The 23,504-nt window shown below is 57.5% G+C and carries 22 protein-coding genes and 2 tRNA genes; 3 read left to right on the forward strand and 21 right to left on the reverse strand.

Annotation, left to right across the window (positions count from 1 at the left end):
* The 10 genes from nusA to rlmE form a co-directional block, all read right to left on the reverse strand.
* On the reverse strand, positions 1–1,482 hold the full coding sequence (nusA, locus tag NL64_RS12215) for a transcription termination factor NusA (protein ID WP_007900474.1): 1,482 nt from the start codon (positions 1,480–1,482) through the stop codon (positions 1–3).
* Positions 1,483–1,529: 47 nt separating this feature from the next.
* Positions 1,530–1,988, reverse strand: a complete 459-nt coding sequence (rimP, locus tag NL64_RS12220) for a ribosome maturation factor RimP (protein ID WP_007973115.1) — start codon at positions 1,986–1,988, stop codon at positions 1,530–1,532.
* 138 nt (positions 1,989–2,126) lie between these two features.
* Positions 2,127–2,203, reverse strand: a tRNA-Met gene (locus NL64_RS12225).
* Between the two features lie 97 nt (positions 2,204–2,300).
* A tRNA-Leu gene (locus tag NL64_RS12230) sits at positions 2,301–2,386 on the reverse strand.
* 21 nt (positions 2,387–2,407) lie between these two features.
* Entirely contained in the window at positions 2,408–2,791 is a 384-nt protein-coding gene (gene secG, locus NL64_RS12235) for a preprotein translocase subunit SecG (RefSeq protein ID WP_034148334.1), read from the reverse strand.
* Between the two features lie 4 nt (positions 2,792–2,795).
* Positions 2,796–3,551 carry a triose-phosphate isomerase gene (gene tpiA / locus NL64_RS12240; RefSeq protein ID WP_034148335.1) on the reverse strand — a complete coding sequence of 252 codons (756 nt, stop codon included), beginning with the start codon at positions 3,549–3,551 and terminating at the stop codon, positions 2,796–2,798.
* Between the two features lie 66 nt (positions 3,552–3,617).
* Positions 3,618–4,955 (reverse strand): phosphoglucosamine mutase, encoded by a 1,338-nt coding sequence (gene glmM, locus NL64_RS12245; RefSeq protein ID WP_034148336.1) that lies wholly within the window; start codon positions 4,953–4,955, stop codon positions 3,618–3,620.
* Between the two features lie 16 nt (positions 4,956–4,971).
* Positions 4,972–5,823 (reverse strand): dihydropteroate synthase, encoded by an 852-nt coding sequence (gene folP, locus NL64_RS12250; protein WP_034148337.1) that lies wholly within the window; start codon positions 5,821–5,823, stop codon positions 4,972–4,974.
* Between the two features lie 8 nt (positions 5,824–5,831).
* Entirely contained in the window at positions 5,832–7,742 is a 1,911-nt protein-coding gene (gene ftsH / locus NL64_RS12255) for an ATP-dependent zinc metalloprotease FtsH (protein WP_034148338.1), read from the reverse strand.
* Between the two features lie 202 nt (positions 7,743–7,944).
* Positions 7,945–8,574, reverse strand: a complete 630-nt coding sequence (rlmE, locus tag NL64_RS12260) for a 23S rRNA (uridine(2552)-2'-O)-methyltransferase RlmE (protein ID WP_034148339.1) — start codon at positions 8,572–8,574, stop codon at positions 7,945–7,947.
* A 101-nt stretch (positions 8,575–8,675) separates the two neighbouring features.
* Here rlmE and NL64_RS12265 point away from each other — a divergent pair, with 101 nt between their 5' ends.
* Entirely contained in the window at positions 8,676–8,984 is a 309-nt protein-coding gene (locus NL64_RS12265) for a YhbY family RNA-binding protein (protein ID WP_007942889.1), read from the forward strand.
* Positions 8,985–8,993: 9 nt separating this feature from the next.
* Here NL64_RS12265 and NL64_RS12270 read toward each other — a convergent pair whose 3' ends face one another.
* From NL64_RS12270 to grpE, 8 genes are all read right to left on the reverse strand, one after another.
* Positions 8,994–9,398, reverse strand: a complete 405-nt coding sequence (locus NL64_RS12270; RefSeq protein WP_034148340.1) for a hypothetical protein — start codon at positions 9,396–9,398, stop codon at positions 8,994–8,996.
* 28 nt (positions 9,399–9,426) lie between these two features.
* Positions 9,427–9,903, reverse strand: coding sequence for a transcription elongation factor GreA (greA, locus tag NL64_RS12275; protein WP_034148383.1), 477 nt, complete (start codon positions 9,901–9,903; stop codon positions 9,427–9,429).
* Between the two features lie 2 nt (positions 9,904–9,905).
* On the reverse strand, positions 9,906–13,127 hold the full coding sequence (gene carB, locus NL64_RS12280; RefSeq protein WP_034148341.1) for a carbamoyl-phosphate synthase large subunit: 3,222 nt from the start codon (positions 13,125–13,127) through the stop codon (positions 9,906–9,908).
* A 118-nt stretch (positions 13,128–13,245) separates the two neighbouring features.
* Positions 13,246–14,382 (reverse strand): glutamine-hydrolyzing carbamoyl-phosphate synthase small subunit, encoded by a 1,137-nt coding sequence (carA, locus tag NL64_RS12285; protein ID WP_034148342.1) that lies wholly within the window; start codon positions 14,380–14,382, stop codon positions 13,246–13,248.
* 259 nt (positions 14,383–14,641) lie between these two features.
* Positions 14,642–15,445: a 4-hydroxy-tetrahydrodipicolinate reductase gene (gene dapB, locus NL64_RS12290; RefSeq protein ID WP_034148343.1), complete on the reverse strand. Its 804-nt coding sequence runs from the start codon at positions 15,443–15,445 to the stop codon at positions 14,642–14,644.
* Between the two features lie 10 nt (positions 15,446–15,455).
* Positions 15,456–16,580 (reverse strand): molecular chaperone DnaJ, encoded by a 1,125-nt coding sequence (gene dnaJ / locus NL64_RS12295; RefSeq protein ID WP_034148344.1) that lies wholly within the window; start codon positions 16,578–16,580, stop codon positions 15,456–15,458.
* Between the two features lie 297 nt (positions 16,581–16,877).
* A complete protein-coding gene (gene dnaK / locus NL64_RS12300; RefSeq protein WP_034148345.1) occupies positions 16,878–18,794 on the reverse strand; it encodes a molecular chaperone DnaK in 1,917 nt (638 codons plus the stop codon).
* A 102-nt stretch (positions 18,795–18,896) separates the two neighbouring features.
* Entirely contained in the window at positions 18,897–19,463 is a 567-nt protein-coding gene (gene grpE, locus NL64_RS12305) for a nucleotide exchange factor GrpE (protein WP_034148346.1), read from the reverse strand.
* Between the two features lie 241 nt (positions 19,464–19,704).
* Here grpE and recN point away from each other — a divergent pair, with 241 nt between their 5' ends.
* Complete coding sequence (gene recN / locus NL64_RS12310) at positions 19,705–21,387, forward strand: DNA repair protein RecN (RefSeq protein ID WP_034148347.1); 1,683 nt, start codon at positions 19,705–19,707, stop codon at positions 21,385–21,387.
* A gap of 281 nt (positions 21,388–21,668) precedes the next feature.
* On the opposite strand, the gene fur is transcribed toward recN, so the two are convergent.
* Positions 21,669–22,073: a ferric iron uptake transcriptional regulator gene (gene fur, locus NL64_RS12315; RefSeq protein ID WP_003197684.1), complete on the reverse strand. Its 405-nt coding sequence runs from the start codon at positions 22,071–22,073 to the stop codon at positions 21,669–21,671.
* A gap of 97 nt (positions 22,074–22,170) precedes the next feature.
* Between fur and NL64_RS12320 the strand changes: the two genes are divergently transcribed.
* Positions 22,171–22,698, forward strand: a complete 528-nt coding sequence (locus tag NL64_RS12320) for an outer membrane protein assembly factor BamE (protein WP_034148348.1) — start codon at positions 22,171–22,173, stop codon at positions 22,696–22,698.
* A gap of 59 nt (positions 22,699–22,757) precedes the next feature.
* On the opposite strand, the gene NL64_RS12325 is transcribed toward NL64_RS12320, so the two are convergent.
* The gene (locus NL64_RS12325; protein WP_034148349.1) at positions 22,758–23,072 is read right to left on the reverse strand and encodes an RnfH family protein; all 315 of its coding nucleotides are present in this window, start codon (positions 23,070–23,072) and stop codon (positions 22,758–22,760) included.
* Positions 23,065–23,499, reverse strand: coding sequence for a type II toxin-antitoxin system RatA family toxin (locus tag NL64_RS12330; RefSeq protein WP_034148350.1), 435 nt, complete (start codon positions 23,497–23,499; stop codon positions 23,065–23,067). Before NL64_RS12330 ends, NL64_RS12325 begins: the two co-directional genes overlap by 8 nt.
* Positions 23,500–23,504 lie beyond the last annotated feature (5 nt).

The following is a 23,504-nucleotide window of genomic DNA, read 5'->3' on the forward strand; positions in this document are numbered from 1 at the left end:
TTACTCGAACCAGTGGGCTCGGGCGGCCATGATCAACTTGCCGGCACGATCATCGTCAATGCCGTCGATGTCGAGCAGGTCGTCAATAGACTGCTCGGCCAGGTCTTCGCGGGTAATTACGCCGCGCACCGCCAGTTCCATCGCCAAATCCTTGTCCATACCCTCAAGCGAGAGCAGGTCTTCGGCCGGATGGGCGTCTGCCAGCTTTTCCTCAGTAGCGATGGCTTTGGTCAACAAACGATCCTTGGCACGAGCGCGAAGCTCGTTGACGGTTTCTTCGTCAAAGCCGTCGATGTTGAGCATTTCTTCCAACGGTACGTAGGCAATCTCTTCCAGGCTGGTGAAGCCTTCATCTACCAGCACCTGAGCCAAATCTTCGTCGACTTCCAGCTCGTCGATGAAGTTGCGCAGGATGTCGCCGGTTTCTGCTTGCTGCTTAGCCTGGATGTCCGATTCGGTCATCACGTTCAGGGTCCAGCCAGTCAACTGGCTAGCCAGACGCACGTTCTGACCACCGCGACCAATGGCCTGAGCCAGATTGTCTGCGCCAACGGCGATGTCCATTGCATGGGCATCTTCGTCAACGATAATTGCCGCAACCTCAGCCGGGGACATGGCGTTGATCACGAACTGAGCCGGGTTGTCGTCCCACAGGACGATATCAACACGCTCACCGCCCAACTCACCCGACACTGCCTGGACGCGCGAACCGCGCATACCGATGCAAGCGCCCTGCGGGTCGATGCGTTTGTCCTTGGAGCGGACGGCGATCTTGGCGCGCGAACCCGGATCACGGGACGCAGCCATTACTTCGATCAGGCCTTCAGCAATTTCCGGCACTTCGATGCGGAACAACTCGATCAGCATTTCCGGCGCGGTACGCGACAGGATCAGCTGCGGGCCGCGGTTCTCGGTGCGGATTTCCTTGAGCAGCGCACGCAGACGCACGCCAACCCGGAAGGTTTCGCGAGAAATGATGTCTTCACGGGCCAGCAACGCTTCGGCGTTGTTGCCCAGATCAACGATCACGTTGTCGCGGGTCACTTTCTTCACGGTGCCGGAGATGATTTCACCCAGGCGCTCGCGGTAAGCGTCAACAACCTGAGCGCGCTCGGCTTCGCGAACTTTCTGCACGATGACTTGCTTGGCAGTCTGTGCAGCGATACGGCCGAATTCGATGGACTCGATTTTCTCTTCGACAACATCGCCAACCTTGGCGCCAGGATGCGTTTCGGCAACCTTGCTCGGCCAGGTTTCGATGGCCGGATCGTCCAGGTCTGCCTCTTCGACGACCGTCCAGCGACGGAAGGTCTCGTAAGCACCGGTGTGGCGGTTAATTTCCACACGCAGATCAACTTCGTCCTCGAAACGCTTTTTGGTAGCAGTGGCCAGAGCCAGCTCCAGCGCTTCAAAAATCACGTTTGCCGGTACGCCCTTTTCATTGGATACCGACTCAACAACCAGCAGTACTTCTTTGCTCATCGTACGCCTCGCCTTTCGCAAGCCATTGGATCCGCGGGATCCGCGTCTCAGTCAAAACTGGGAATAATGTTGGCCTTGTCGATCATATCGATCGGCAACAGGAACTCATGGTCTTCTACCTGCACCACGACATCCTGCTCTTCTACACCGCGCAGAAGGCCCTGAAAGTTGCGTCGACCTTCAAAAGGCGAGCGCAGCTTGATCTTCACTTGTTCACCGGCAAATTTTGCAAACTGCTCAAGAGTGAACAGCGGGCGTTCCATGCCAGGCGAGGAAACTTCAAGGGTGTATTCAACGGAAATTGGATCTTCAACATCCAGCACACCGCTGATCTGACGGCTGACAATGGCGCAATCGTCCACCAGCACGCCGCCCTCTTTATCGATATAAACGCGCAACATTGAGTGGCGACCTTGAGCCGAAAACTCAATACCCCAGCATTCATAGCCTAGGGCCACGACCACCGGGGCCAGCAAGGCCTGCAACTCTTCTAGCTTGCTCGACACCTGAACCCCCTCGTGCATGTATGTGCATGCTATGCAAAATAAAAAAATGGGCGAAACGCCCATCCTTGAAACGCCGTCGAACAGCGGCGTTGAAAGTGTCCAGCTAACAAAAAGCCCCTTAAAAGGGGCTCCTTAAACTGGTTGCGGGGGCCGGATTTGAACCGACGACCTTCGGGTTATGAGCCCGACGAGCTACCAGACTGCTCCACCCCGCGACAAAGCTGGGGCGGAAGTATACGACCGATCCCCTACAGGGTCAATGTAACCTTCCACCTGCAAGAAAGCCCGCAACAGCGGGCTCTCCTGACTAATTGGTACCGAGAAGGGGACTCGAACCCCTACACCCTATGGGCACAACCACCTCAAGGTTGCGTGTCTACCAATTCCACCACCTCGGCATACTACGTTTGAAACCCTTCTTACTTCTGCTCTTGAGCTGGAGGCACGTCAGTCGCTGGAGTAGCCGACTTTTGCTCTTGAAGCACCGGAACATCATCAGAAGCCGGTTGTTGCTTTGGAACTTCCAACACTGCTGGATTTGGGAGACCTACTTGAGTCAGCTGATGAGCTTTCTCTTTAGCAAAGTAACCTAACCCTAAGCTGGTTATGAAGAAACCTGCGGCAAGTATAGCAGTAAACTTACTAAGAAAGGTAGCAGAACCTTGGCTTCCGAATACAGTATTTGAAGCACCTGCTCCGAAAGACGCGCCAGCGTCCGCACCTTTACCCTGCTGCAGCAATACGAGAGCTACTACGCCCAATGCACCCAGCAGATGAAAAACGACTACGACTGTTTCCAGCATTTTTTCAGTTTCCCGCGGCGCGAATGATCGCACCGAACTCATCTGCATTCAGGGAAGCTCCACCAATGAGCCCCCCATCGATATCCGGCATGCCGAACAGTTCGACCGCATTGGCCGCCTTCACGCTGCCGCCGTATAGAAGCCGCACACCTTGTGCGACTTCAGAATTCTTTTCCGCCAACTGTGCGCGAATGGCTGCATGCACATCCTGCGCTTGTTGCGGCGAAGCAGTCAGCCCGGTGCCAATGGCCCAGACCGGCTCGTAAGCAATTACTGCATTGGCGAATGCCTCGACACCCAACTCGCCCATGATACTGCCCAGCTGACGCGAGACAACCTCAAGAGTCTTACCGGCTTCACGCTGCTCAAGGGTCTCCCCAATACACAACACCGGAATCAAGCCGCCTGCCTGTGCCGCTGCGAACTTGCGGATCAGCATCTCATCTTGCTCGCCCATTATCTGGCGGCGCTCAGAGTGCCCGACAAGCACCAGGGAACAACCTGCATCCACCAACTGACTCGGAGAAACCTCACCGGTCAATGCACCTTGCCCGGATTCCACCGCAGAGTTCTGCGCGCCGACCGAAATCGACTTTCCTTTCAAGCTATCAATCACTTGATTGATATGCAGGCAAGGCGGGAATACCGCGACATCAACACCGCTCGGCAACGCCAAACGACTAAGGCCGTTGATCAGCTCAGCGACGCTGGCGCGGGTACCGTGCATCTTCCAGTTACCAGCTACCATAGGGCGACGCATGCTGTACCTCGTCGGTCAAAGTGGGCGCAGATGTTACCCAACACAATCATGGCTGGCAAGCCGAATTCAGGCAGAAACTTCAGTAACCAGTTTTGCCAGCTCTTCGGCGTAGCCGCGAACCTGTGTTTCGTCTTCGCCTTCAACCATCACGCGTACCAACGGCTCTGTTCCGGACTTGCGCAAGAGCACGCGCCCGCGACCCGCCATAGCCTTGGTCACGCGCTCGCTCGCCTCCTTGACCGATGGATTATCAAGGGGGCTTGCACCACCGCCGAAGCGCACATTGATCAACACCTGCGGGCACTTGCGCAACGCCTGACGCGTTTGAGCCAACCCTTCTGAGCGCGTTTTCAGCGCTAACAGCACTTGAAGCGCAGCGATGATCGCATCACCGGTAGTGGTGTGGTTGAAACAAACGATATGACCCGAGTTCTCACCACCTACCAACCAGTTGCGCTCCAACAGCTCAGCGATCACATAACGATCACCGACATTGGCGCGGACAAATGGAATCGCCAGATCCGCCAAGGCCAGCTCCAGGCCCAGGTTACTCATCAGCGTACCGACTACACCACCCTGCAACTTGCCCTGCTCGTGCAGATCGCGAGCAATGATGAACAACAACTCATCACCATCAACAATGACACCGGTGTGATCAACCATCAGGACACGGTCGCCATCACCATCGAATGCGATACCCAGATCAGCGTGCTCAGCCAGAACAGCAGCCTGCAGCTGCCCCATGTGAGTCGAACCGCAGTTGTCGTTGATGTTCAATCCGTTAGGCTGCGCGGACAGGACTACGACATCGGCCCCCAGCTCACGGAATACGCTAGGCGCCACCTTGTACGTTGCACCATGGGCGCAGTCGATGACGATCTTCAAACCCGAAAAGCTGGTGCCGGTTGGCACACTACTTTTGCAGAATTCAATATAACGACCCGAGGCGTCGTTGATTCGCGAGACCTTGCCAATCTTGCTCGACTCGACCACGGTCATCGGCGTGTCGAGCAGCTCTTCGATCATGTGCTCGATTTCATCCGGAAGCTTGGTTCCCTTGCCGGAGAAAAACTTGATGCCGTTATCGTCATGTGGATTGTGCGAGGCACTGATCACAATGCCGGCTTCGGCATGAAAAGTACGCGTCAGGTAGGCGATGGCGGGTGTCGGCATCGGGCCCAGAAGCATTACGTCAGCGCCGGCCGACGTTAACCCAGCCTCAAGTGCCGATTCGAACATGTACCCCGAGATTCGAGTGTCCTTGCCCACCAGCACCTTGCATGCGCCCATTTTGCGGAACGCCATGCCAGCAGCCCAACCGAGCTTGAGCATGAAATCAGGAGTAATCGGGTACTCACCGACCCGACCACGAATGCCGTCGGTGCCAAAGTATTTCTTAGTCATAGGTACTCCATCATTCTTATTCGGCTGATTCCACTGCGGCAATCATCCTCACCACATCGACTGTTTCAGCAACATCGTGGACGCGCAATATACGCGCACCCTTTTGTGATGCCAGCGCTGCGAGAGCGAGACCGCCATACAAGCGCTCATCCACCGGGCGATTCAGTGCCTGACCTATCATGCTCTTTCGCGAAACCCCGACCAACAGGGGACGCCCAAAGACATGCAAGGCTTCCATATGTTTGAACAAGCTTAAATTGTGCTGCAGGGTTTTAGCGAAGCCAAAGCCCGGATCGAGGATGATCCGCTCAGCCGGAATACCTGCTGACGCGCACTGAGCCATACGTTCGGCAAGAAACTCAGCCACCTCTTTCGTAACGTCCTGGTAGTGCGGATTATCCTGCATATCGCCCGGCTCACCGAGCATGTGCATCAGACAGACGGGCAGCCCTGTTGCCGCTGCCGCATCCAGAGCGCCGTCGCGACGCAGTGCACGCACGTCGTTGATCAACCCGGCTCCCAGCCGCGCAGTTTCGCGCATGACGGCTGGCGTGGAAGTATCAACCGATATAATCACATCCAATTCGCGGTTAATCCGCTCGACGATCGGCGCTACACGCTCAAGCTCCTCAAGCGGCGACACTGCCCTGGCGCCTGGCCGTGTCGACTCTCCGCCGACATCAATCAGCGTCGCGCCAGCCGCCACCATTGCTTCAGCATGACGCAAGGCTGCATCAAGCTGGCTGTACTGGCCACCGTCGGAAAAGGAATCGGGAGTGACATTGAGAATGCCCATGACATGCGTCTGGGCCAAATCAAGAACCCGGTTGCCGCAAGGCAACCGGGTCGAGGACTGAACAGAAGTCATTTCAAACCTTAAACGTCAGCAGCGGGACCGCCGATAGGTGTTTCCGGACGCTCATCCTGTACTGCTGGAGGTGTACCGGATGTACCAGTGCCACCAGACCAGTCGCGAGGTTCGCGAGGTGTACGTCCAGCCATGATGTCGTCGATCTGCTCGGCATCAATGGTTTCATACTTCATCAGGGCATCAGCCATGGCATCGAGCTTGTCACGGTTGTCCGTGAGAATCTGCTTGGCCGTGCCGTAGCACTGATCGATGATGCTGCGCACTTCGGAGTCGATCAGCTTGGCTGTCTCACCAGAGAAGCTCGCACTCTGACCACCGCCGCCGCGACCGAGGAACACTTCACCCTCTTCTTCGGCGTACATCAACGGACCGAGTTTCTCGGACAGGCCCCACTTGGTCACCATGTTCCGCGCAATCTGGCTGGCACGCATGATGTCGTTGGATGCACCGGTGGTGACACCATCGAAGCCCAGGGTCATTTCTTCAGCGATACGACCACCGTACAGCGAGCAGATCTGGCTGATCAACGCACGCTTGGACAGGCTGTAGCGATCTTCTTCCGGGAGGAACATGGTCACACCCAGCGCACGACCGCGCGGGATGATCGATACCTTGTAAACCGGATCATGCTCAGGCACGACGCGACCAACGATAGCGTGGCCCGCCTCGTGGTAAGCGGTGTTCTGTTTTTCTTTCTCGGACATCACCATGGATTTGCGCTCGGCGCCCATCATGATCTTGTCTTTCGCCAGTTCGAACTCTTTCATCTCGACGATGCGTTTGCCGGCACGAGCAGCGAACAGCGACGCTTCGTTGACCAGGTTGGCCAGGTCGGCACCGGAGAAGCCAGGCGTACCACGAGCGATCACTGCCGGAGCGACGTCGTCACCCATTGGCACTTTGCGCATGTGGACCTTGAGAATCTGTTCGCGACCGCGGATATCCGGCAGACCCACCACAACCTGACGGTCGAAACGCCCCGGACGCAGCAGCGCAGGGTCGAGTACGTCTGGACGGTTGGTCGCGGCAATCACGATGATGCCATCGTTCATTTCGAAGCCATCCATCTCAACCAGCAACTGGTTGAGAGTCTGCTCGCGCTCGTCATGACCGCCGCCCATGCCGGCGCCACGATGGCGACCAACGGCGTCGATTTCGTCGATGAAGATGATGCAGGGGGCGTGCTTCTTGGCCTGCTCAAACATATCGCGAACACGGCTGGCACCCACACCGACGAACATTTCGACGAAGTCGGAACCGGAAATGGTGAAGAACGGCACTTTGGCTTCGCCTGCAATCGCCTTGGCGAGCAAGGTTTTACCGGTACCCGGAGGACCGACCATCAGCACGCCACGAGGAATGCGACCGCCCAGGCGTTGGAACTTGCCCGGATCGCGCAGGAACTCGACCAGTTCTCCGACTTCTTCCTTGGCTTCGTCGCAACCGGCAACGTCAGCCAGGGTGGTTTTCACCTGATCTTCGGAGAGCAGGCGTGCCTTGCTCTTGCCAAAGCTCATCGGGCCACCTTTGCCACCAGCACCGCCCTGCATCTGCCGCATGAAGAACATGAATACGGCGATAATTACCAGGATCGGGAAGCTTGCGACCAGGAGTTGGGTCCAGATGCTTTGCTGTTCAGGTTGCTTGCCTTCGACCACGACGTGGTTGTCCACCAGGTCGCCGATCAGGCCGTTGTCCTGGATTGCCGGACGAATGGTCTTGAAGCTGTCGCCATCGTTGCGCTTGCCGGTAATCACGTAGCCATCAACCGCCACGCGCTCGACCTTGCCATCCTTGACCTGCTGGATGAAGTCGGAATAGTTGAGGGTCTGCGGCTCGTTAGGGCTGGAGAAGTTGTTCATCACTGTCACCAGGACAGCCGCGATGATCAACCACAGGATCAGATTCTTTGCCATATCGTTCAATTAACTACCCTCTGAAGCAAGCGCCGCTGGTGGCGCGCGCTTCGCATGATATTCACCGGCCTAACTTACTACATTACCTACAACTCTGGCAGGCGCCGTCTGTAACCCTTTGTGAAACACTTTCTACACAATATTCGCTTATGCACGCGAGGCGAAATACGAAAAACCTATCACCCCGCCTAAAAACCTCGTTTTATTCGCTGCGACCGCGATAGCCCCAAGCCAGCATGTACTGCTCGCGGGAGCTGCCACGAGAGGAGTCCGGTTTGATCATCTGGATCTTGTCGAACTTCTTGCGAGCGTCCTTCAGGTAAACATCGAAACCTTCGCCCTGAAAAATCTTGATTACGAAATTACCACCCGGCTTGAGAATCCGCTCCGCCAAATCAAGCGCCAGCTCGCACAGAAACATGGCTTTCGGCATGTCCACTTCAGGCGTACCACTCATATTGGGGGCCATATCGGAAATCACAAGGTCCACCTGCGAATTACCGACGGCCTCAAGGATTTGGGCCAGCACTTCGTCCTGAGTGAAGTCACCCTGAATGAAAGTCACGTCCGGAATGCTGTCCATTTCCAGGATGTCCGAGGCGATCAGACGCCCCTGACCACCGATCAGCCGGCTAGTGACCTGCGACCAGCCACCGGGCGCTGCACCCAGGTCGACAACGCTCATGCCCGGACGGATCAGCTTGTATTTCTCCTGGACCTCCAGAAGTTTGTAACTCGCACGCGAGCGGTATCCATCCTTCTGCGCCTGCTTCACATAGGGATCATTGACATGTCTTTTCAGCCAACCAAGGCTTGTCTTGGAACGCGCCATTGGGCACCTCGATGATAAGGGTCGTGATTAGTTGGGCGGATCCACGAACCCTCGGGTAAAATGGCCGCCATTTTACAGAATCCAGACGAAAGGGTCAGATTATGCCGCTCACTCAAGAGCAGAAGAAACAGTACAAATCCATTGGCCACCATCTGAAACCGGTTTTGATTGTGGCTGACAACGGTTTGACTGAAGGTGTGTTAGCCGAACTTGAACGCGCATTGGCGGATCACGAGCTGATCAAAATCAAGCTCAACATCCTGGATCGCGAATCCCGCCTGGCGTCCATTGCAGAACTCTGCAAGGTCGGCAAAGCGGACCTGGTTCAAGTCATCGGCAAGATGGCACTGATTTACCGCAAGAACTTCAGCGTCAACAAGCAGCTGTCGAACGTCCATCGCTTCAAGTGATGGCAAGGGTCAAGGGTGTGCTTCGCGCACCCTGCCACTCCATCCCGGCACTGGCTGCAACACCAGCACCAACCCGGAAAAGCCCAGAATCAGATAGCTGAATACCTGCCAACGCACCGCTTCCGGCCAGCCAATCCGCGCTGCGAAGTACATCGCACACGCATACAGCGCCATCAATAGCAGTTGCCCGCGAATATCCCGCCATAGACTGGCAAGGCCCTCGGCCTGAACCAGCACCAAAACCTGAAATACCACACACGCTGCGGCGAATCCCACCATCAGCGCATCCAGCATGCCTGCAATTTCTTCGATCAGCAGCGGCGCCAGGCCAATTCGGCCAAGCACCGGCAGCAGACCGATATGTAACAGCCACAGGCCGCCAACCCATAACATCTGAGTCAGTTGCCAAAGCATGGCGCCCGCACGAAGCGGGCGCCTGCGTTTAGATGTGGCGAACTTCGACAATCTCGTACTCGATAACGCCACCAGGCGTTTTCACGGCAACCACATCACCCTCTTCCTTGGCAATCAAGGCGCGGGCCAATGGCGAACCCACCGAAATCTTGCCGAGTTTGAAGTCCGCCTCATCCTCACCCACGATGTGGTAAGTGACGCGCTCATCAGTCTCGACGTTGGCGATTTCAACGGTGGTGCCGAAAATCACTTTGCCGGTGTGAGGAATAGTCGTGACATCAATGATGACCTGATTCTGAATCCGGCCTTCGATGTCACGAATACGCGCCTCAACCATACCCTGCTGCTCGCGAGCAGCGTGGTATTCGGCGTTTTCCTTCAAGTCACCCAACTCACGAGCCGTACCGATGTCCTGGCTGAGCTTCGGACGGACGACTTTGGTCAGGTGAGTGTGCTCCTCTTCCAGGGCGCGAGCGCCCTGAACGGTCATTGGGTACTTCGTTATGCTCATGCCTTCAATCCTGCGTGTAGATCCTGCAAGCGGCGCACGGTCTTCTCGGGACCGAACTTCAGCGCTTCGCAGATAGCTTCGCCAGCAGCAATGGTGGTAGTGCAGTAGATCTTGTGCTGCAGAGCGTTGCGACGAATGGAGTACGAATCAGCGATCGATTGACGACCTTCGGTGGTGTTGATGATCAGGGTGACTTCGTCATTCTTGATCATGTCGACCACGTGTGGACGACCCTCGGTCACCTTGTTCACGCGGCGCACTTTCAGGCCTGCGGCTTCGATCAGCTTGGCAGTACCGGCAGTGGCGACCACTTCGAAGCCCAAGTTGATCAGATCACGGGCCACGCCTGCAACCAGCGGCTTGTCATCGTCGCGCACACTGATGAACGCGGTACCGCCGGTCGGCAGCACTTCGCTGGCACCCATCTGAGCCTTGGCGAACGCTTCACCGAAGGTGTCGCCCACGCCCATCACTTCACCGGTGGACTTCATCTCTGGGCCGAGGATCGGGTCAACACCAGGGAATTTGGCGAATGGGAACACCGCCTCTTTCACGCTGTAGAAGTTAGGAATGATTTCCTTGGTGAAACCGATTTCCTTCAGGGTTTTACCGGCCATGACGCGAGCCGCGATCATTGCCAGGGAAACACCGATGCACTTGGACACGAAAGGCACGGTACGGGAAGCACGCGGGTTGACTTCGATGACGTAGATGTCGTCGCCTTGCAGCGCCAACTGAACGTTCATCAGGCCGACCACGCCCAGTTCCAGGGCCATCTTCTTGACCTGGTCACGCATCTCGTCCTGGATGTGCGCAGGCAGCGAATACGGCGGCAGCGAGCATGCGGAGTCACCGGAGTGAACGCCGGCCTGCTCGATGTGCTGCATGATTGCGCCGATGACAACGTCTTTACCGTCGCAGACCGCATCCACGTCCATTTCGATGGCGCAGTTGAGGAAGTGGTCCAGCAGCACCGGGCTGTCGTTGGACACTTGAACCGCTTCACGCAGGTAGCGCTTGAGTTCTTCTTCTTCGTAAACGATTTCCATCGCACGGCCGCCCAATACATAAGACGGACGCACCACCAGCGGGTAACCGATCTTGCTGGCGGCACGAATCGCTTCGTCTTCGCTGCGCACGGTGGCGTTTGGCGGCTGACGCAGATTCAGGCGCTGAACCATCTGCTGGAAGCGCTCACGGTCTTCGGCACGGTCGATGGCGTCAGGGCTGGTGCCGATGATCGGCACGCCAGCGGCTTCCAGGGCGCGAGCCAGTTTCAGCGGGGTCTGGCCGCCGTACTGGACGATGACGCCTTTTGGCTTCTCGACGCGGACGATTTCCAGCACGTCTTCCAGGGTCACTGGTTCGAAGTACAAGCGATCGGACGTGTCGTAGTCGGTAGAAACGGTTTCCGGGTTGCAGTTGACCATGATGGTCTCGTAACCGTCATCGCGCAGCGCCAGTGCCGCGTGTACACAGCAGTAGTCGAACTCGATGCCCTGGCCGATACGGTTCGGACCGCCGCCCAGGATCATGATCTTGTCGCGACCCGATGGCGCGGCTTCGCACTCTTCTTCGTACGTCGAGTACAGGTAAGCGGTGTCGGTGGCGAACTCGGCGGCGCAGGTGTCGACGCGCTTGTAGACCGGGAAGATTTCCAGTTTGTGACGGTGAGCACGCAGGCTCTTCTCGGTCACACCCAGCAGTTTGGCCAGGCGCATATCGGAGAAGCCTTTGCGCTTGAGGCGGAACATCAGGTCGCGGTCGATGCTGGTCAGACCCAGGGTCTTGACCTTCTCTTCGTCCTTGATCAGATCTTCCATCTGCACCAGGAACCAAGGATCGATCATGGTCATGCCGAAGATGTCTTCAACGCTCATGCCGGCGCGCATCGCGTCCGCCACGTACCAGATACGCTCGGCGCCCGGTACGGTCAGCTCGCGCTTGAGCACGCTCATGCTTTCCGGGTTAGCCAGATCAACTTTTTCGTCCAGACCGCAAACACCGACTTCCAGACCGCGCAAAGCTTTCTGCAGGGATTCCTGGAAAGTACGGCCGATAGCCATGACTTCACCGACCGACTTCATCTGAGTGGTCAGGCGCGCGTCAGCCTTGGCGAATTTCTCGAAGGCGAAGCGTGGCAGCTTGGTGACGACGTAGTCGATGGACGGCTCGAAGGACGCCGGGGTCTTGCCGCCGGTGATGTCGTTCGACAGTTCGTCGAGGGTGTAACCCACAGCCAGTTTGGCCGCGACCTTGGCGATCGGGAAACCGGTGGCTTTCGAAGCCAGGGCCGAGGAACGGGATACACGCGGGTTCATCTCGATCACGACCATGCGGCCGGTGTTCGGGCAGATGCCGAACTGAACGTTGGAACCACCGGTTTCCACGCCGATCTCGCGCAGTACCGCCAGGGAGGCGTTACGCAGGATCTGGTATTCCTTGTCGGTCAGGGTTTGTGCAGGAGCCACGGTGATCGAGTCACCGGTGTGCACGCCCATCGGGTCAAAGTTTTCGATCGAGCAAACGATGATGCAGTTGTCCTTCTTATCGCGGACCACCTCCATCTCGTACTCTTTCCAGCCGATCAGGGATTCGTCGATCAGCAGCTCTTTGGTCGGCGACAGGTCCAGACCACGGGCGCAGATTTCTTCGAATTCTTCACGGTTGTAAGCAATACCGCCACCGGTGCCGCCCATGGTGAAGGACGGACGGATGATGCACGGGAAGCCGAGCTTCTCGAGGACCGCGTTGGCCTCTTCCATGCTGTGGGCGATGCCGGAACGCGGGCACGCCAGGCCGATGGATTTCATCGCCTTGTCGAAACGCGAACGGTCTTCAGCCTTGTCGATGGTGTCGGCGTTGGCACCGATCATCTCCACACCGAACTTCTCCAGAACGCCTTCGCGCTCCAGGTCCAGGGCGCAGTTCAGAGCGGTCTGGCCGCCCATGGTCGGCAGCAGCGCGTCCGGACGCTCTTTCTCAATGATCTTGGCAACGGTCTGCCACTTGATCGGTTCGATGTAGGTGGCGTCAGCCATGGCCGGGTCGGTCATGATAGTAGCCGGGTTGGAGTTCACCAGGATGACGCGGTAGCCCTCTTCGCGCAGGGCTTTACAGGCCTGGGCGCCGGAGTAGTCGAACTCGCAGGCCTGGCCGATAACGATCGGGCCAGCGCCGAGAATCAGGATGCTTTTAATGTCTGTACGTTTTGGCATGGGTTTGTCACTCAAATCCGCAGGTCAGTCGGCAAGCCGTCTTGTTCAATCTCTGAAGACTTGAGGGTGTCGCCGGTGTCGGGACCGCCCTCAAGCTTTGCTACATCAGGGCGAGCGATCAGCGTCGCTTGGCCATCTCGTTGATGAAGCGATCGAACAAAGGCGCTACGTCGTTCGGGCCAGGGCTGGCTTCCGGGTGACCCTGGAAGCTGAAGGCGCTCTTGTCGGTACGCTCGATGCCTTGCAGTGTGCCGTCGAACAGCGATTTGTGGATCGCGCGAACGTTGGCTGGCAGGGTCGCTTCGTCTACCGCGAAACCGTGATTCTGACTGGTGATCATTACGACGCCAGTGTCCAGGTCCTGGACCGGGTGGTTGGCACCGTGGTGGCCGTGACCCATTTTCAGGGTCTTGGCGCCGGAAGCCAGGGCCAACAATTGGTGACCGAGGCAGATACCGAATACCGGGATCTCGGTTTCCAGCACATCCTTGATCGCCTGGATCGCGTAGTCGCAAGGCTCCGGATCGCCGGGGCCGTTGGACAGGAACACGCCGTCCGGCTTCAGCGCCAGTACATCGGCAGCAGGGGTCTGAGCAGGCACCACGGTGACGCGGCAGCCGCGCTCAACCAGCATGCGCAGGATGTTCACTTTGACGCCGTAGTCGTAGGCAACTACGTGGTACGGCAACTCGGAAGCCTCGATGGTCGCGTGGCTGTCGGTTTTCAGATCCCAGACAGTCGAGCGCCATTCGTAGGTGTCTTTGGTGCTGACGACTTTGGCCAGGTCCATGCCTTTCAGGCCAGGGAAACCCTGGGCGGCGGCGATGGCGGCTTCTTCGGAAATGTTGTCACCGGCCATGATGCAGCCGTTCTGTGCGCCTTTTTCACGCAGGATGCGCGTCAGGCGACGGGTGTCGATACCGGCGATGGCCACAACATTGTTGGCCTTCAGGTAGTCGGACAGGGACATCGTGTTACGCCAGTTGCTCGCAACCAGTGGCAGGTCACGAATGACCAGGCCAGCCGACCAGACACGGTTGGACTCGGCGTCTTCCGGCGTAGTGCCGGTGTTGCCGATGTGCGGGTAAGTCAGGGTAACGATCTGTTGGGCGTAGGAAGGATCGGTAAGGATTTCCTGATAGCCGGTCATTGCGGTGTTGAACACCACCTCACCAACGGTTTGACCGTCGGCTCCAATGGCTTCGCCGCGAAAAATGCTGCCATCAGCAAGGGCGAGTATGGCTGGCTTAGTCAAGAAGACCTCCCGTAAATAAAGCCTGAAAGGGCGATCGCAGGTTGTAAAAAAGCGGAGTGACGTATGGACACGTCACCCCGCTTCTTCACTGAATTATTCTGCGCGCTTTTAGTGGACACACTAAAGCTGTAGCTTACAGAAAAAGGCATTTTTGGTCTACCGCCAATGAGCCTTAAAGGCTGGAGAATGCGACAGGACGTCGCTTGGCGGAATAAAACCGGGCTCAAACGCTGTGCGCGAGCCCGATTTCGGGTGCATCTTAACGCAGGTCGAGCACGTCTTGCATGTCGTAAAGACCAGGCTCGCGCCCGTCCAGCCACAATGCAGCACGTACCGCACCCTTGGCGAAGGTCATGCGACTGGAAGCCTTGTGAGTGATCTCGACACGTTCACCGTCGGCGGCGAACAGCACGGTATGATCACCGACGATGTCGCCAGCACGCACAGTGGCGAAACCGATCGTCTCGCGATCACGAGCACCGGTCTGACCCTCACGACCATAAACCGCAACCTTCTTCAGGTCGCGCCCCAGGGCATCAGCAATCACTTCGCCCATGCGCACGGCCGTACCGGACGGCGCATCGACTTTATGCCGATGGTGAGCTTCCATGATCTCGATATCGACATCATCACCCAGCACGCGAGCAGCGGTGTCGAGCAGCTTCAGGCACAGGTTTACACCCACGCTGAAGTTGGCCGCGAAGACGATCGGAATATCCTTGCCCGCTTCCGCCAGCAACTGCTTCTCTTCAACGCTGAAGCCGGTAGTTCCGATGATCATCGCCTTGTTGTGCTTACGGCAGAAGGCGAGGTTCTTCAGGGTCACGGTCGGATGCGTGAAGTCGATCAGCACGTCGAACTCGTCAACTACACGATCAAGATCACCAGACAGCGGCACGCCAATACGGCCCAGCGCAGCCAGTTCACCGGCATCCGCGCCGACCAGCGTACTGTCAGGACGATCGACCGCAGCGGTCAGACCGGCGCCCGGCGCTTGCTGAACGGCTTCGATCAGGGTTTTGCCCATGCGCCCGGCGGCGCCCATCACAGCTATACGTCGCATGCCTGCCTCCTTACAAATCGCCGAAGAAGCGCTTCACGCCTTCGAACCAGCCTGTGGTTTTCGGCGAATGGCTGTTGTCGTCCGCCAGCGAGCTGCGGAACTCTTCCAGCATTTCGCGCTGACGACGGCTCAGGTTAACCGGGGTCTCGACCGCCACACGGCACATCAAGTCACCGGCACCGCCACCACGCACTGGCGCAACGCCTTTACCGCGAACGCGGAACTGCTTGCCGGTCTGAGTGCCTTCAGGGATCTTCAGCTTGACCCGACCATCGAGGGTCGGAATCTCCAACTCGCCACCCAGCGCTGCATCAACAAAGCTGATCGGCACTTCGCAGAACAGGTGCTTGCCGTCACGCTGGAAGATCGCGTGCTCGCGCACGTTGATCACCACGTACAGGTCACCAGTCGGACCACCCTGAGCACCCGCCTCGCCTTCGCCGGACAGGCGAATGCGGTCACCGGTATCGACACCGGCCGGCACTTTCACCGACAGAGTCTTGTACTCTTCGATACGGCCTTCGCCATGGCAGGAGTCGCATGGATCGGAAATGATCTTGCCTTGGCCATGGCAGCGCGGGCAGGTCTGCTGCACCGAGAAGAACCCTTGCTGCATGCGCACCTGGCCGATACCGCCACAGGTCGGGCACGTGGACGGCGACGAACCTTTCTTGGCTCCCGAGCCTTCGCATGGATTGCAGTTGACCAGCGTCGGAACACGGATATTCACGGTCGTGCCGCGCACCGCTTCTTCCAGGTTCAACTCCAGGGTGTAACGCAGGTCGCTGCCGCGCTGGGCACCGCCACGAGAACCGCCGCGACCGCCACCGAAGAAGTCACTGAAGACATCGCCAAAGATGTCGGAGAAGTTCTGACCACCGAAACCGGCACCGCCGCCACCCATGCTCGGGTCGACACCGGCATGGCCGTACTGGTCGTACGCCGCACGCTTGCTGGAATCGGACAGCACTTCGTAGGCCTCGTTGGCCTCCTTGAACATCTCTTCCGACGCTTTGTCATCGGGATTACGGTCCGGGTGATGCTTCATCGCCAGGCGACGGTAGGCCTTTTTCAGGTCCGCTTCGCTTGAGCCTCGTTCAACACCCAATACTTCGTAATAGTCACGCTTTGCCATAAGTCTTTTGCACTCTTGAGGACGTTCGACAAACCTCTCCTGAGCCTCGTCAAACTCGTTGAGCCCCAATACAGGCCCGGACCCAACTCACGTCAATTCAACGATCCTGGTCTTTGATTCGATCGGCACTTTCGGCCCGGAAAGCAGGAGCATTTCCGGCCATGCCATCAACACGCGAGCGTTGTCGCATGCTGAAAAAATTCGCTAACTCCAGACACGCCAACGCGGGAGCAAGCTCCCGCGCGGCGACATCCTACCAGTCACCGCCGCAAGGCAGTCAACCGGCCGACCAACAACTTACTTGTGGTCTTTGACTTCTTCGAACTCGGCATCAACAACGTCGTCAGCCTTTTCAGCTTTTTCGTCGTGCGGTGCCGCGCCTTCAGCAGGCTGAGCCTGTTCGGCGTACATCTTCTGAGCCACTGGCGCGGAAACCTTCGACAGCTCCTCAACCTTGGCTTCAATAGCGGCCTTATCGTCGCCTTTTACGGCGGCTTCCAGGGCAACTACAGCAGCTTCGATTGCAGTCTTCTCTTCAGCGCTCACTTTATCGCCAGCATCAGCGACCATTTTGCGCGTCGAGTGAACCAGTGCATCACCCTGGTTACGGGCAGCGGCCAGCTCTTCGAACTTGCGGTCTTCCTCGGCGTTAGCCTCGGCATCACGCACCATGCGCTCGATCTCTTCGTCGGACAGACCGGAGTTGGCCTTGATCACGATCGACTGAGTCTTGCCGGTGGCCTTGTCCTTGGCGCCTACGTGCAGAATGCCGTTGGCGTCGATGTCGAAGGTTACTTCGATTTGTGGCACGCCACGTGGTGCTGGTGGAATCTCGGCCAGGTCGAACTTGCCCAAGGACTTGTTCTGCGCCGCTTGCTTACGCTCACCTTGCAGCACGTGAATGGTCACTGCGCCCTGGTTGTCGTCGGCAGTCGAGAACACTTGCGATTTCTTGGTAGGAATCGTGGTGTTTTTCTCGATCAGCGCGGTCATCACGCCACCCATGGTTTCGATACCCAGGGTCAGCGGGCTGACGTCGAGCAGCAGAACGTCTTTAACGTCACCGGCCAGAACAGCGCCCTGAATGGCAGCACCCATGGCAACGGCTTCGTCCGGGTTCACGTCTTTTCGAGCTTCTTTACCGAAGAACTCGGTAACCAGCTTTTGAACCAGTGGCATACGGGTCTGACCGCCGACCAGGATCACGTCGTTGATTGCGCCAACGTCGATACCGGAGTCTTTCAGAGCGATGCGGCATGGCTCGATGGTGCGTTGAACCAGGTCTTCAACCAGCGCTTCCAGCTTGGCGCGCGAGATCTTCACGTTCAAGTGCTTAGGACCGGTGGCGTCTGCAGTGATGTACGGCAGGTTCACGTCGGTCGACTGAGCGGAAGACAGCTCGATCTTGGCTTTTTCAGCGGCCTCTTTCAGGCGCTGCATGGCCAGCGGATCACCCTTGAGGTTCATGCCGCTTTCTTTCTTGAATTCGTCAACGAGGTAGTCGATCAGACGAATGTCAAAGTCTTCACCACCCAGGAAGGTGTCGCCGTTGGTGGCCAACACTTCAAACTGGTGCTCGCCATCGACTTCAGCGATTTCGATCACGGAAACGTCGAAAGTACCGCCACCCAGGTCATAAACGATCACGGTGTGATCGCCCTTGGCCTTGTCCATACCGTAAGCCAGAGCGGCTGCGGTTGGTTCGTTGATGATACGTTTTACGTCCAGGCCCGCGATGCGGCCGGCGTCTTTGGTGGCTTGACGCTGGCTGTCGTTGAAGTAGGCCGGAACGGTGATCACCGCTTCGGTCACTGGCTCGCCGAGGTAGTCTTCGGCGGTCTTCTTCATTTTCTTCAGAATTTCAGCCGAGATTTGTGGCGGCGCCATTTTCTGGCCGTTCACTTCAACCCAAGCGTCGCCGTTGTCAGCCTTGGCGATCTTGTAAGGCACCATCTGGATGTCTTTCTGTACAACTTCTTCTTCAAAGCGACGACCGATCAGACGCTTCACCGCGTACAGGGTGTTGTGCGGATTGGTCACCGCCTGACGCTTGGCCGACTGGCCAACCAGGATTTCGCCATCGTTGGCGTAAGCGATGATCGACGGCGTGGTACGCGCGCCTTCGGCGTTTTCGATTACTTTGGCTACGCCGTTTTCAAGTACGGAGACGCAGGAGTTGGTAGTCCCCAGGTCGATACCGATAATTTTGCCCATGTTCACTCTCCCGAAACTTTGGATTTGGTTGCCGCAGCAGTGGTGGCTAACTGCGGTAGCACTTAAACGCTTGACTTCTAAATGGGGGCCTTGCGGCTAATTTCAAGCCTGCTCATCAATCGAAGGCGAAACTGGCGCAGGCGCCTTGCTGACCACGACCATCGCCGGGCGCAGCAGGCGACCATTGAGCTGGTAGCCCTTCTGGAACACCTTGAGCACGCTGTTCGGCTCGAGGTCAGCGCTTTCCTGCATGGCCATTGCCTGATGAAGAACGGCGTTGAACGGTTCGCCATGCGGATCGATCGCTTCCAGCTGATAACGCTTCAGGGTGTCCTGGAACATTTTCAGGGTCAGCTCGATACCTTCGCGCATCGGACGGATGCTCTCGTCATCCGGGTTCGACAACTCCAAGCCGCGCTCGAGACTGTCGATGATCGGCAGCAAGTCGCTAGCGAATTTTTCCAGCGCGAATTTGTGAGCCTTTTCCACGTCCTGCTCGGCGCGACGGCGGACGTTCTGCAGATCGGCAGCTACACGCAAAGCCTGATCCTGCGCGCCTGCCAGTTGCTCTTCGAGCACTTGTACACGAGCCGCCAGATCATCACCCGAAGCCTGGGGAGCCTGATCGGCGTCTAGATTTTGCGTATCCACTGTCTGTTCGTCAGCCATAGAATTCTCCTTTCAATATCGTCCGCGAGCTCAACTCGCGCTTCTGCCCAGCTATATGGGGCCGCAAAATCCGGCTTCAAGGGGTGCCTACGCATTAACCCTACAAAAAACACATGCATTGTCATTGCAGGGCGCACTAAGGATTTCGTCGGATCAAGCCAATCGAGCTAACGAGGGGCATTGTCAGCCAGAAACAAAACACTGTATAAATAACCAGACCTAAAGCCTGGGAGCGGCCTTTATGCTGGTGCACCTGTCCGTACACAACTACGCCATCGTTGAACATCTCGATCTCGAACTCGATCGCGGAATGAGCGTGATCACGGGGGAAACCGGCGCCGGCAAGTCGATCATGCTCGACGCCCTGGGCCTGACCCTGGGCGATCGCGCCGACAGCGGCGTGGTTCGTCCCGGCGCTGACAAGGCCGACATCCTCGCAACCTTCGATCTGGCGGACATTCCCGAAGCGAGCGCCTGGCTGGCCGAGCGCGACCTCGAGATTGACGGCCCATGCATCCTGCGGCGAGTGATCACCGCTGAAGGACGCTCACGCGGCTACATCAATGGCACGCCCTGCCCGCTTGGCGACCTCAAGGCATTGGGCGAGCTGCTTATCGATATCCACAGCCAGCATGAACACCAATCCCTGCTCAAGACCGATACCCATCGGCGCCTGCTCGACGAGTATGCCGGCGCTACGGACCTCGCTCGCCAGGTGCAACTGGCCGCCCAGCGCTGGCGCCAGACGCACCAGGAGCTGGAGCGGCTTTCCAACTCCGGTGATGAGCAGCGCGCGCGCCATCAGTTGCTCAGCTATCAGCTTGAAGAACTGGAAAATCTCGGCCTCGGCGAAAACGAACTGGAGCAGCTGGAACAGGAACACAAGAACCTGACCAATGCTGAAACCTTGCTGGGTATCTGCCGACAAGTCGTCGAGCAATGCAGCGAAAGTGATTCCGGCAATGTGCTGAACGCCCTGACTGCCAGCCTCAATCGCCTGTCGAGCGTGAACAGCTCGATTGGCGCGCTTGGCGAAGCCAGCAGCTTGCTGACCAGCGCGCAGATCCAGGTTGAAGAAGCCGTGGGCGAGCTGAACCGCTTCCTGGATAACTTCGACGCAGACCCGGCGCGTCTTCAATACCTGGAAGAGCGCCTCGATGCGATCTACACCATGGCTCGCAAGCACCGCATCCAGCCGACCGAGGTCGCCGAGATGCAACAGCGGTTGCTGGATGAAATCGAAACCCTGAATGCCAACGATGAATCCATCGGGCGACTGAGTGATGAGCTGGCGTCTTACGCCCGTCATTATCAGGAGAAGGCTCGGGAGTTGAGCGACCTGCGCCACCAAGCTTCCAGCAGCCTGGCCAGCGCCGTGGAACAGGAAATCCAGCGCCTTGGCATGCCCGGCGGGCGTTTTGCCATTGAACTGCGACCGAACAGCAGCAATGAATTGCTACCGAACGGACTTGAACAGGTAGAGCTGTTGGTCAGTGCCAACCCGGGGCAGCCTTTAAAAGCGCTGGCGAAGGTGGCATCGGGTGGCGAACTGTCGCGAATCAGCCTGGCCATCCAGGTCATCACTGCACAAACCTCCCGCGTCCCAACCCTGGTGTTCGACGAAGTGGACGTAGGTATCGGCGGCCCCACCGCCGAGATCGTCGGCCAGTTGCTGCGTCGACTAGGGGAGCGCGGACAGGTTCTGACAGTAACGCACTTGCCACAGGTGGCGGCGCAGGGACATCAGCATTTGTTTGTACATAAAGTGCGCGGCGAGGATGCCACTCGTACGGCCGTCTCCAAACTCAGCAAGAACGATCGCGTCGAAGAGGTGGCGCGAATGCTGGGCGGCATCGATCTGACCAAGGAGTCCCTGGCTCACGCCAAGAAAATGGTGGTGGCGGCAAAAGCTTTGGGATCGTGAAACGCGTGTATGCAGGAGCCGGCTTGCTGGCGATGGCTACACCGCGGTCAACCTGCTCCTACGAGTTATCGTTAACGACCATCGCCAGCAAGCCGGCTCCTACAAAGGTACGCATTCCCCTGTAGGAGCTGCCGCAGGCGGCGATCTTTTGATCTTGACCTTATAAAAAGCAAGATCAAAAGATCGCAGCCTGCGGCAGCTCCTACATCAGGCAAAAAGCACAAAGGCGACCCTGAGGTCGCCTTTGTTCGTTTCGCGAACCTTGCGTTCGCGCGACATGCTTACTTTTTCTTGCGTACGTACAGCACCAGATTGTGATCAACCATCTCGAAACCGTACTTGTCGACGATGGCTTTCTGCAGGCGCTCGATTTCTTCGTCGAAGAATTCGATCACTTCGCTGGTTTCGACGTTGACCATATGGTCGTGATGCTTGCCGTCGTCCAGTTCGAAGACCGCATGGCCTCCGTCGAAGTTGTGCCGCACCACAAGCCCAGCTGCCTCGAACTGAGTCAGTACACGGTAAACCGTGGCCAGACCGACGTCCTCGCCAGCCTCCATCAGTGCCTTGTAGACATCCTCGGCACTCATGTGGCGTTGCTCGGCGGAATCGAGCATTTGCAGAATTTTGACCCGTGGAAGGGTCACTTTGAGGCCGGCTTTGCGTAGTTCGCTATTTTCAACCATGGTCAGCTTTCTCGCGATGCTGCTTCGCAGCTTCTCTTAATGCGGGTATGATCGGCGTTTACGTTGTCCCAGCCAAGATAGTGGAAGTCGCCCACCGATGCAAAACACCAAGCTCTTGCTAACCAGTTTCACCTTTGTGGGACTGCTCGCACTCGCCGGTTGTTCATTCCCCGGGGTTTACAAAATCGACATCCAGCAGGGCAATGTCGTCACGCAGGACATGATAGACCAGTTACGCCCGGGAATGACCCGTAAGCAAGTAAGGTTTATCATGGGCAACCCTCTGCTGACTGACACGTTCCATGCCGATCGCTGGGATTATCTGTACAGCCTGCAACCGGGTGGCGGTGAACGCCAACAAGAACGCATTAGCGTTATCTTCAACCCAAATGACCAGCTTGTCAGCCTCTCTGGTGATTTCATGCCCGGCGTGAGCCGCGACGAAGCCATTCTCGGCAAGGACAGTGGCACGACAGTGACCGCTCCTGCAGAAAACGTCGAGAAGCCGAAGCCGGAAAAACCGGTCAAGCCAGGTTCGTTGCTGGATCAGATCCAGAAGGACGTGGACGGCGTAGAAACCGTTCCAGTCCCGACACCAGAACCGTTGGACACCTCGCCGCAATAATTTGCGACGCAATAAAAAACCCGGCGTGCCGGGTTTTTTATTGCCTGGTGATTGGCGACTTATTGATTGCGCGCCTTCGCCTCGGCAGCCTTGGCCGCCCGCAACCGGCGAATCTCTTTGGGATCGGCCAGCAAAGGTCGATAAATCTCGATGCGATCCCCCGATCGAACCAAATGACTGTCGGGATCGACGACTACCTTCCCGAAGATCCCCACCGTGCACCGGGCCACATCCAGCTCAGGAAATGCCTGGCTTATCCCGGATTTCAGCAACACCCCTCGAACGGTCGTCCCTGCTGGCACCACCACCGGCAAAAGCACCTGGCGATCAACGGCGGCATACACCACCTCAATCTCAATCAACGCATCAACCATGTATTTGCTTGGCCCGCTGGCAGAAAGCATCCATCAGCGTATTGGCCGCCTGATTGAACAATGGCCCCAAGGTCGCGCGAACAATCGGCCCAGCGTAATCGAACGAAAGGTCCAGGCTGATCTTGCAAGCCTTATCGGTCAACGCTTTGAACACCCAGACGCCATGCAACTGAGTGAATGGCCCCTCTTCGAGATTCATCTCGATCGACTGTCCGGGAACCAGGGTATTACGCGTCACGAAATGCTGACTGAGTCCGCCCTTGGCCACACCCACGCTGGCCCGCATATGCTCAGGAGAGCTTTCGAGCACTTCGGCCGTTGAACACCACGGCAGGAATTCCGGATAGCGGGCCACGTCGTTGACCAGGTCGTACAGCGCTTGTGCCGGATACGGCAGCAGGGCAGAACGTGCAATGTGTGTCGTCATGTAAG

It is taken from the genome of Pseudomonas fluorescens, assembly GCF_000802965.1.
Taxonomy (GTDB): Bacteria; Pseudomonadota; Gammaproteobacteria; order Pseudomonadales; family Pseudomonadaceae; genus Aquipseudomonas; species Aquipseudomonas fluorescens_A.

Bases quoted from the DNA above. Each gene is read 5' to 3' on its own strand.
- grpE (WP_034148346.1), bottom strand. From the start codon at position 19,463: ATGGCTGACGAACAGACAGTGGATACGCAAAATCTAGACGCCGATCAG.
- ftsH (WP_034148338.1), bottom strand. From the start codon at position 7,742: ATGGCAAAGAATCTGATCCTGTGGTTGATCATCGCGGCTGTCCTGGTG.
- recN (WP_034148347.1), top strand. From the start codon at position 19,705: ATGCTGGTGCACCTGTCCGTACACAACTACGCCATCGTTGAACATCTC.
- carB (WP_034148341.1), bottom strand. From the start codon at position 13,127: ATGCCAAAACGTACAGACATTAAAAGCATCCTGATTCTCGGCGCTGGC.
- dapB (WP_034148343.1), bottom strand. From the start codon at position 15,445: ATGCGACGTATAGCTGTGATGGGCGCCGCCGGGCGCATGGGCAAAACC.
- folP (WP_034148337.1), bottom strand. From the start codon at position 5,823: ATGACTTCTGTTCAGTCCTCGACCCGGTTGCCTTGCGGCAACCGGGTT.
- fur (WP_003197684.1), bottom strand. From the start codon at position 22,073: ATGGTTGAAAATAGCGAACTACGCAAAGCCGGCCTCAAAGTGACCCTT.
- NL64_RS12265 (WP_007942889.1), top strand. From the start codon at position 8,676: ATGCCGCTCACTCAAGAGCAGAAGAAACAGTACAAATCCATTGGCCAC.
- rlmE (WP_034148339.1), bottom strand. From the start codon at position 8,574: ATGGCGCGTTCCAAGACAAGCCTTGGTTGGCTGAAAAGACATGTCAAT.
- dnaK (WP_034148345.1), bottom strand. From the start codon at position 18,794: ATGGGCAAAATTATCGGTATCGACCTGGGGACTACCAACTCCTGCGTC.
- secG (WP_034148334.1), bottom strand. From the start codon at position 2,791: ATGCTGGAAACAGTCGTAGTCGTTTTTCATCTGCTGGGTGCATTGGGC.
- NL64_RS12320 (WP_034148348.1), top strand. From the start codon at position 22,171: ATGCAAAACACCAAGCTCTTGCTAACCAGTTTCACCTTTGTGGGACTG.
- NL64_RS12270 (WP_034148340.1), bottom strand. From the start codon at position 9,398: ATGCTTTGGCAACTGACTCAGATGTTATGGGTTGGCGGCCTGTGGCTG.
- dnaJ (WP_034148344.1), bottom strand. From the start codon at position 16,580: ATGGCAAAGCGTGACTATTACGAAGTATTGGGTGTTGAACGAGGCTCA.
- glmM (WP_034148336.1), bottom strand. From the start codon at position 4,955: ATGACTAAGAAATACTTTGGCACCGACGGCATTCGTGGTCGGGTCGGT.
- tpiA (WP_034148335.1), bottom strand. From the start codon at position 3,551: ATGCGTCGCCCTATGGTAGCTGGTAACTGGAAGATGCACGGTACCCGC.
- NL64_RS12325 (WP_034148349.1), bottom strand. From the start codon at position 23,072: ATGGTTGATGCGTTGATTGAGATTGAGGTGGTGTATGCCGCCGTTGAT.
- nusA (WP_007900474.1), bottom strand. From the start codon at position 1,482: ATGAGCAAAGAAGTACTGCTGGTTGTTGAGTCGGTATCCAATGAAAAG.
- NL64_RS12330 (WP_034148350.1), bottom strand. From the start codon at position 23,499: ATGACGACACACATTGCACGTTCTGCCCTGCTGCCGTATCCGGCACAA.